General features: G+C 42.8%; 5 protein-coding genes and 2 pseudogenes. All 7 read left to right on the top strand.

The genetic code is table 11. The features are described 5' to 3' along the window. Positions 1 to 139 precede the first annotated feature (139 nt). Positions 140 to 3,334, top strand: a complete 3,195-nt coding sequence (locus tag ACFW2W_RS14025; protein ID WP_378178949.1) for a GAF domain-containing protein — start codon at positions 140 to 142, stop codon at positions 3,332 to 3,334. Positions 3,335 to 3,563: 229 nt separating this feature from the next. Continuing rightward, positions 3,564 to 4,455 (top strand): annotated as a pseudogene (cysK, locus tag ACFW2W_RS14020) (cysteine synthase A); the annotation flags it as partial. Positions 4,456 to 4,857: 402 nt separating this feature from the next. Continuing rightward, positions 4,858 to 5,385, top strand: a complete 528-nt coding sequence (locus ACFW2W_RS14015; protein WP_378178952.1) for an MgtC/SapB family protein — start codon at positions 4,858 to 4,860, stop codon at positions 5,383 to 5,385. A gap of 336 nt (positions 5,386 to 5,721) precedes the next feature. Further along, complete coding sequence (locus tag ACFW2W_RS14010; RefSeq protein ID WP_378178946.1) at positions 5,722 to 5,853, top strand: hypothetical protein; 132 nt, start codon at positions 5,722 to 5,724, stop codon at positions 5,851 to 5,853. A 793-nt stretch (positions 5,854 to 6,646) separates the two neighbouring features. Beyond that, complete coding sequence (locus tag ACFW2W_RS14005) at positions 6,647 to 7,633, top strand: PstS family phosphate ABC transporter substrate-binding protein (protein ID WP_378178943.1); 987 nt, start codon at positions 6,647 to 6,649, stop codon at positions 7,631 to 7,633. A gap of 76 nt (positions 7,634 to 7,709) precedes the next feature. Next, positions 7,710 to 8,651, top strand: coding sequence for a phosphate ABC transporter permease subunit PstC (pstC, locus tag ACFW2W_RS14000; RefSeq protein ID WP_378178940.1), 942 nt, complete (start codon positions 7,710 to 7,712; stop codon positions 8,649 to 8,651). Between the two features lie 5 nt (positions 8,652 to 8,656). After that, a pseudogene (gene pstA / locus ACFW2W_RS13995) lies at positions 8,657 to 9,304 on the top strand (phosphate ABC transporter permease PstA); the annotation flags it as partial. Positions 9,305 to 9,420 lie beyond the last annotated feature (116 nt).

Raw genomic sequence — 9,420 nt, 5'->3', positions numbered from 1 at the left:
AGTCGCCCGCAATCTAGCTCTCAACCTGTATCGTGATTTAGGCTTTGACAACATGGCTCAAGCTCAGCGTCGTTGTGGGTTCAGCTTGAACCACTTGAAGTCAATCTTTAGAATGAAATAGCCCTGGATAAGGCGTTTAGTGACGAGTTTCCAGCTTTCAGACAAGATTAACTTACAAAGTTGGTTGCGCGATCGCGCTTTTTTACCTCCAGTGCAGCGCTTAAGTGAATTTATCGAACAAGTGCTGCTAACATCAGTCAGCCACAAAATTGTTATTTTTATCGACGAAATTGATAGCGTCCTCAGCTTAAATTTTAAGACTGATGACTTTTTTGCTTTTATCCGCGCCTGCAATGAATACGAACGTCTGACTTTTGCCTTGCTGGGAGTTGCAAGTCCCTCTGATTTGATGCAAGACAAAAATCGTACTCCTTTTAATATTGGTCGTGCGATTGAATTATATGGTTTTCAATTACACGAAGCGCAGCTTTTAGCGGGGGGTTTAGCAGGGAAAATTAGCAATCCTCAAGAAGTGCTAAAAGAGGTATTAGATTGGACGGGAGGACAGCCGTTTCTTACCCAAAAACTTTGCAAATTAGTCCTTCAACAAGCAGAGCAAAACTTATTACCAATTACCCAAATCCCAGAGTGGGTTGAGAAATTAGTGCGATCCCGCATCATCGAAAGTTGGGAAGCGATGGATGAACCACCGCATCTAAAGACGATACGCGATCGCCTTCTCCGAATTGGACAGCGAAGCCGTGCGCTACTGGATCTCTATCAGTTAATTTTGCAACGAGATGAATTAGCATTTGACGAAAGTCCAGAACAAATCGAATTGCTACTGTCAGGAGCAATTGTCAAGCAGCAAGGGAAATTAAAGGTTTGTAACCGCATTTATGCCTCTGTATTTAACGAAAGGTGGGTGAACAAAGCATTAGCGGATATGCACGCCGACTTCATGCAAGTTGTTGCCACCCAAGAACAAAAACTTCTATCGATGCTTAGCGTGATGGAAGGCAAAACATTTGATGATATTCTTTCAGAAATATTAGGTTCTATTACTTTAAAAATGGGCGAACTACTGAGTGTAGATCGCACGACAATTTTCTTTATAGATGAAGAAAAAAGTGAACTTTGGTCAATTATCGCTAGGCATGAAGACGGAAATCATCCCGAACTTCAAATTTTGTCGAATAAAGAAACAAAAGGACGTTTAACTTATTTCAAAAAATTTGTCAGTACTCCCTTTAGTTTTTGCGACGATCCCGCTGATTTGGAAGCGGACGAACCAGACAAAAATAAGGGATATCGCACCTACAACGAGTTAATTTTACCATTATTAAACGAGCAGGGAGATTTAGTTGCCGTTGTCCAATTACTGAATAAGTTAAAGCAGCCGAATAATCCGCAAGCTCGCTATTCAGAAAGAATTGATAAATACGGCTTCACAGAAGCCGATCAAAAACAGTTTGCTGACTATGCTCCGGCAATTCGACGAATTCTGGAAAGATGCCAGTATTGTTACAAATTAACCCAAAGACTACAAGCCTCAGAAGCACTCACAGAAGCAACGCGATCGCTCTCGCAAAGCAGCCTCGATTCTGAAGAAGTCCTGGGTCGAGTCATGGATGCGGCAAAAAAACTGATGAATGCCGATCGCAGCACGCTTTGGCTAATAGATCGAGAGGCAAATGAACTATGGACAAAAATTCCTTTTGAGGACGGTTCTGTTCGAGAATTGCGAGTCAAAGTAGGGCAAGGTTTTGCTGGCAAAGTTGCTGCATCGGGAGAAACTTTAAATATTCCCTTCGATCTGTACGATCACCCTGATTCGGAGACAGCTAAGAAAACGGATCAAAAGACGGGTTATCGCACTTGTAGTTTACTTTGTATGCCCGTTTTCAGTCCGGATGGCGAATTACTGGGTGTCACCCAATTAGTGAATAAAAAGAAACCGGGTGTGTTTCCAGAATATAACCCAGATAATTGGCCCGAAGCCCCCGAATGCTTCAAGGCTAGTTTTGATGGAAATAGTGAAAAATATATGCAGATTTTTAACTCTCAAGCGGGGGTTGCTCTGCAAAACGCCCAGAAATTTGCCAGCGTCAAACAAGAGGCAGAATCTCAGCAAAAAAATGTGGTAAGTCAAACTCTGGCGATGCTCAATAGTGTCATGGATAACCAGGGTTTTGATGATATTTTGGATAGCACCTTGCGTTCGATTACTCTAAAAATGGGCAAATCTTTGAGTGCCGACCGCACGAGTATATTTCTATTAGATCAAGACAAAAATGAATTTTGGTCAATTATCGCCGAAGCAGATGGAGAGGGTTCTTTAGAAATTCGGATACCTGCTAATAAAGGAATTGTGGGCGAAGTGGCAGCCCGCAAAGAAGTTATTACTATTCCCTTTGATTTTTATGAAGATCCTCGCTCTGGTGCAGCAAAAGAGCAAGACAAAAAAAATGGCTATCGCACTTATACAATGTTGGCGTTGCCACTCTTAAATGAGCAGGGAAATTTAGTCGCAGTTATTCAGTTACTCAACAAATTAAAGCGATTTGGCGACCGGACTGCATCTTTAGCAGAAAGAATCGATCAACAGGGCTTTACGAAAGCCGATGAAGAACGATTTGCGGAAAATGCCCCGATGATTCAAATGATTTTAGAAAGCTTCCGCTCTTATCATAAAACAGCTAGGGGGCAACGAGTGGCAGCCGCACTAATGGCAGCAGCTCGTTCAGTGAATCAAAGCAGTTTGGATCTTGAAGAAATTCTCAAGCGGGTGATGGAAGCAGCCAAGAAACTAATGAACGCCGACCGCAGTACTTTGTGGATTTTAGATCAAAAAGCTGGTGAATTGTGGACGCAGATTCCCTTTGACGATGGTTCTGTAAAAGAATTGCGGGTGAAAGTAGGACAAGGTTATGCTGGCAAAGTTGCCGAATCAGGAGAGCCTTTGAATATTCCTTTCGATTTATATTCTCGCCCAGATTCGGAGACAGCAAAAAAAACCGATCTTCAGACGGGTTATCGCACTTGTAGCTTACTATGTATGCCAGTTTTTAGTCCCGATGGTGATTTGATTGGGGTGACTCAATTAGTGAATAAAAGGAAGCAAGGAGACTTTCCAGAATATGAAAGACTCGATCAATTAGCGTTTTTACAAGAGGAAGCTCCGGAATATTTCAGGGCTAGTTTTGATGACAGCGATCAAAAATATATGCAAATCTTTAATAATCAAGCTGGAGTCATCCTCCAGAATGCCGAACTTTTAGCAGCAGTTAAAAGACAAGAGCGATCGCTTCGAGAAAACCTGAGTGCATTGTAAATTAAAGCGTTGGTTCAGTAATTCTGGAAGAACCCCACCTCTTTTTACTAGCGGTCAGGGTTGGAGTTTTAAATTATCTAAATTCCTGCCCCGTCGAGGAACTCTGAAATTAGCCGATTAGAAGCGTTTGAAAAGATAGCCTTCTGAAGGCTAGAGTGCATAGCAACAGGTACAATTTTTTGAGCTTTTAACGATTCCATTTCTTCCTCTAAAAAGTGAATACGGTCAAAAGTCGGAAGGCTTTGTAGCGCGAATTGTTGTGAAGTTGGAGGGGATGAACCCAACAGCTTCAGTTAAAGACCGCATTGGCGTCAGTATGATTCAAGCTGCTGAGGAGGCTGGTCTAATTCAGCCGGGAAAAACGATTATCGTTGAACCCACTTTTGGCAACACTGGCATTGCGCTGGCGATGGTAGCGGCGGCGAAAGGCTACGCCTTGATTTTGACGATCCCACAGACGATGAGCCAAAAACGGCAGGCGATGCTGAAAGCTTATGGTGCCAAACTGGAACTGACTTCTGGAGCTGAAGGCATGAAGGGAGCGATCGCTCCCTTCCGAACAAATTGCGGCGACAACTCCCAATGCTTTTGTACCGCAATTTCGCAACCCAGCCAATCCCCAAATCCATCGGGAAACGACAGCCGAGGAAATTTGGGCTGATACTGACGGTGAAGTAGATTTCTTAGTTGCGGGGATTGGCACGGGTGGCACGCTGACTGGAGTTGGTGAGGTAATCAAGGCACGAAAACCGAGTTTTAAAGCGATCGCTGTAGAACCAGTTAGCAGTCCAGTTCTCTCTGGAGGTCAGGCGGGAGCGCATAAAATTCAAGGAATTGGTGCTGGATTCATCCCAGAAGTTCTCCGAACAGAGCTGATTGATGAAGTAATTACTGTCATGGATGAGGAGGCGATTTATTATGGTCGCCGCTTGGGTCGAGAAGAAGGGTTGTTGTCGGGTATCTCTTCCGGAGCGGTTTTAGGTGCTGCAATTCGGATTGCTAGACGTGAAGAGAATGCAGGTCGTTTGATTGTCATGGTACAACCCAGTTTTGGCGAACGTTATTTGAGTACACCGTTATTTCGAGAACCGGAAATTCAGGATTCTCCAATTCTGGTTTAAATCAACTGTTGGAGTAGTTGGATCGCTGTATTAGTGCCTATATTTTGATGTCAAGACGCGATCGCAAACTAAATGCGATCGCGCTGTAAAAATATTCATGGAACCTCTTGTGGGTGACATCGCTCTACGCAGGGCACCCACAAGAGGTGCCCCTACATTATCTGCAAACAGAGATAGCGATCGCCAGTTTAGTTTTATGGTTGCTTTTAACCTATTCTTAACCTAAACTAATTTTTAAACCACAGTAAACCGAGCGAATTACCGTAGTTACTGTGATATAGCAAAGATATCGCCTAGCCAGTCACAAGTAACTGGACTACCCTAGCCCAGTTTTTAATCAGTACATTGGGGGACTGAGGGATAAGTATTCTAGTTCTTCTGGGAGTTCCAGCAATGAGTTCGATGTTTTTCAGCCCAAGTGATTGGCAGAGTGTAACCTTTAGGCTTACCACTGCACTACTGGTTGGCGGCGCGATTGGCATGAACCGCCAGCAGCCTGGTAGACCTGCTGGCTTGAGAACTTTTATGATAGTTAGCTTAGGCGCTGCCGCATTTGTAATGATTCCTTTGCAGGTGGATGGTGACAATACCTTTTCTTCTTCCAATGCTCTGAGTCGCACCATCCAAGGCGTTGCTACGGGAGTTGGGTTCCTGGGTGCGGGAATGATTCTGCAACAATCTCATCAAAAACTTAGAAAAGCCGAAGTCAAGGGGCTAACTTCCGCCGCAACTATTTGGTTGGCGGCTGGATTGGGAGCCGCCGCTGGCTGTGGATTATGGCGAATGAGTCTGATTGGAACGCTATTTGCATTGGTGGTTCTCAGTGGAGTGAAGAAACTCAAGAAGTCTCCCTTGATTCGTCTTTACGATGACAATCGGACGAAAACACCGGAAAAAGACGCTGCATCGAATCAAGATTCAGAGCAGTAATAACTTCATTCGTAGGACTTTTAAGAGCGATCGCTGCGATATTTCCTACGGTTCGGTTGGTGAAACTGACACTACCCCTAGAAGACAGCTACGGGATTCTTGCATCTGATTGTGAGACTTTTCTGACTGATGAGCTTAGTTGCACATCGCGTAACTTTAATTAGAACAACGTTTAGTAACCTAACCACAAGGTTTTCAGGCTACAAAAATCTAATAGTTTTATTAGGACAGCGATCGCCATCCGATGAAAGCCTATCAAAACTTCTTTTCGGAGTCAAAATCAATAATTTTCCCTAGGATGATTACATAGTAAGCATTTCAAGCTGTGCGTGGCGGATGGTAACAGCCACGCTACTTTTAGCCCAGATCAAACGTCAGAATTCACCGATGAAGCCTCAGTTTCTCTTAGCCTATCAAGAACAAGACCCCACAACTTCGACAGATGCTTTGCAACGCCACAAAATTTGAATCAGTTGTCTCGACCGTTGGATCTATGGCTACTGAATCTTCATGCACCGATAGAATTCAACAGATGCTCAGCGGATTCTCTGTTTGTATCCCCTGTAGATGGTTATGAGCATCAGCTGTATCACTTGTTCAATCAAACAAGCTCAGCTATAGATTGGACACTAGCTCCTGAGAGATTAGTCGTTTATTTAAACAATCTACGCCAATTTGGTCGGAATACGGGAATATATATCCAAAGAGTGATATTCAGAAAAAATTTTCTGTATAAATATATTGATAGGTATTGAGAGTACAGTAATCCTACCGGGAAACCGGAGTTTACACCAACATCCAACTAAAGTAAAGCCCAACTGTCTGGATTCAGAATTCATCGTTACATACCAATCAAAAATGCATCATGAACATCCGAGCGTATTAAATGAAAGCTGCAAACCGCTACAAGTAACAACTTAGCTGGAGAATCACTGATGTTGTTATCGTGCGCCTTCGCATCTTCCACCCGCCCCAGGCGCACAATCCAGGCAACAGATGGAAATCGGGTTTACCTTCTCTTTAGTTGGGTTGATGAGGGTGTGATTCTCAATCGGGTATTACTTTTCGTCTCGTTGAGATATTGATAAGGATACCTATGAACCATCTCACCGCTCCGCTGGTTACTCCTCTTCAGCCTTGCTTTGACGTTCGTGACAGTTCGTGACAGATGGAGGTTATCTATTTATTCTTTACAGATCCTCTCAATCCTATGCATCTCTTTGTACCTGAGTAAATTTAATTACAATGCTCTTTCGTAATCATGTTAAATTATCGGGTTTTACTAACATCTCTGATAGTTCTCATCTTCGGGATAACCTCTTGTAGTAAAGAAGAGGAAAGAAAGACGCAGGTGAGTATTGATGGTGGAGCGGTAGGCTTTCCTATCCATCAATCAGTAGCTGAAGAATTTCAAAAAGTTAAACCTGATGCTCAGGTTAGTGTGGCTTCAAGCGGTACTGGCGGAGGGATGAGTAAGTTTTTTGCTGGAGAAATTGATATCGTTGGCGCTTCTCGTTCCATTAAGGATGAAGAAATCGAAAGATGTAAAAAGAAGGGCATTGATTTTGTAGAACTGCCTGTTGCATTAGACGGAATTGCCGTGATTGTCAATCGTAAAAATAACTTTGCTAAATGTTTGACAATCGAGGAACTTAACAAAATTTGGAACTCCAAATCAGACCGCAAAATAACCAACTGGAATCAAATTAATCCAAAGTTTCCCGATCAGAGGTTAAAGCTTTATGCCCCTGCTTCTGATACTGGAACATTTGATTATTTCACACAAGCTGTTACTGGCAAAGCCAAAAATAGCCGCACAGACTACACTCCTAGTCACAATCAAAACGTTCTTGTCCAAGGAATTGCGGGCGACACAAATGCTATAGGGTATGTGGGGATATCTTACTATATGGAAAACCAAGACAAGCTGAACTTGGTTGGTGTGGAAAGTCCAAAAGGAAAGTGTGAAAAGCCAGTTCCGCTAGACAATGTTGTTAGAAACATTTATCTACCTTTATCTCGTCCCCTCTTTATCTATGTCAGCAAGACTGCCCTAGATAACAAACCTTCGGTAAGAGAGTTTGCTGAGTTCTATCTAGAGAATTCGTGGAAATGGGTCGATCAAGTTGGTTATGTGGCGCTACCCGACGAGGCTTACCACAAGATAAAACAAAAACTTGCCTCTGGGGAAACAGGTTCTAAATTCAAAGATGCCAAACCTGGCGAACCGATCGCAAATCTTCTTTAAGATGAACAGAAAATCTACAACAAAGCTTAAACAAGATTACTCAATTACTAACAGCATTTTTAGCTAAATTTTCCTTATGCAAAACACAAATTTTAGTAATCAATTTAATAGCGAATCCAGGCGATCGCTCGAAAAAAAAGCCTCTGACGATATCCAGGAAAAAGTTATCGAGGCGATTTTATTTTGTTGCGCGTTGATTTCCATCCTGACTACGTTTGGAATTGTTTTTATCATCTTCCGAGTAACTTTTGACTTTTTCCAAAAAGTTTCCTTCGCTGAGTTCTTTCTTGATACCAAGTGGACACCTTTGTTTGCAGAGAAACATTTTGGAATTTGGCCTTTAATCAATGGCACTATACTTACTACGACTATTGCCATGCTCGTTGCCATTCCTCTGGGTTTATGTTCTGCTATCTATTTAGCGGAATATGCTTCACCCAAGGCGGCAGCTATTTTACGCCCAGCAGTAGAACTGCTGGCGGGAGTACCTACCGTTGTCTATGGCTACTTTGCGCTTTTATTTGTGACGCCAGTTCTGCGGTTATTTCTCCCCCTAGAAATTTTTAACGCTTTAAGCGCTGGGTTGATGATGGGAATAATGATCAGCCCTACAGTTGGCTCTATCAGCTTGGATGCCATACAATCTGTGCCTCGCTCGTTGCGGGAAGGAGCTTACGCAATAGGCGTAACCAAACTGGAAACTATCTTTAAAGTTGTGCTTCCTGCCGCCCTTTCTGGAATTGCTGCCTCCATTATTCTGGGCATTTCTAGAGCCGTCGGTGAAACGATGACTGTACTAATTGCTGCTGGGCAAGAGCCGAGAATCAGCCTTAATCCCTTTCAATCAGTAGAAACAATGACAGCTTATATGGCTCAAATTTCAGGAGATGATAGTCTCAGAGGTAGTGTTAATTATAACACTTTATATGCTGTGGGAGCTGTTCTGTTTTTGATGACTCTAACTTTAAACATTGTCAGTCATTGGATTTCTAATCGCTATAAAGAAAAATACGAGTAATAAACATGACTAATTCGATTTCCCAAAACAAGTTCCAAGAACCACGCGAAGAGTTTACTGCAAATGTAGAAAAGAGAGAAACAACAGGAAAAATCTTTGAAATTATCTTTTTGATTGGTCTGAGTATTGGTTTGGTAGTGCTTGCCGTTCTGGTCTTCGATGTCTTCAAGGATGGATTGGGCAGACTGCTGACACCTGGTTTTTTGACTGAAACTCCTTCCCGGTTCCCCGATAGAGGTGGCATACGCCCTGCTATTTTTGGCAGCATTCTTCTAGGGGGATTAGTAATGCTAATTTCCGTACCTATCGGTGTAGGAGCGGCTTTATATCTTGAAGAATATGCACCGAAAGCTTGGTGGACTGATATTATTGAAATTAATATTAGCAACCTAGCTGGAGTCCCTTCAATTGTCTACGGTCTACTGGGATTAGGGGTTTTCAATTATCTTTTGAATTTTGGGCCAGCTTTGCTTTCTGGGGCACTAACGTTGTCCTTGCTGTCTTTACCAGTAATTATTGTGACTGCTAGAGAAGCAATCCGAGCTGTTCCCGATTCTTTACGACAAGCTTCTTATGGCTTAGGCACAACCAAATGGCAAACGGTGTGGAATCACGTCTTACCTTATGCAATTCTAGGCATCTTAACGGGACTTAAACAATGAATTAAAACCAAATGAGTTATGATCCATGCCAGATAAGAAGTTCACGTTGAAAAATACCCATGAAGGAAACTACACCCGACGCAATGCCTCCATGCTTTGAGAAATGG

Origin of the sequence: Coleofasciculus sp. H7-2 (assembly GCF_042747725.1) — a bacterium.
Classification (GTDB): Bacteria; Cyanobacteriota; Cyanobacteriia; order Cyanobacteriales; family FACHB-T130; genus FACHB-T130.
The sequence above is the reverse complement of the archived record's forward strand: the minus strand, read 5'-3'. Positions and strand labels throughout refer to the sequence as shown.

Bases quoted from the DNA above. Each gene is read 5' to 3' on its own strand.
- ACFW2W_RS14015 (WP_378178952.1), top strand. From the start codon at position 4,858: ATGTTTTTCAGCCCAAGTGATTGGCAGAGTGTAACCTTTAGGCTTACC.
- ACFW2W_RS14010 (WP_378178946.1), top strand. From the start codon at position 5,722: ATGGTAACAGCCACGCTACTTTTAGCCCAGATCAAACGTCAGAATTCA.
- ACFW2W_RS14005 (WP_378178943.1), top strand. From the start codon at position 6,647: ATGTTAAATTATCGGGTTTTACTAACATCTCTGATAGTTCTCATCTTC.
- pstC (WP_378178940.1), top strand. From the start codon at position 7,710: ATGCAAAACACAAATTTTAGTAATCAATTTAATAGCGAATCCAGGCGA.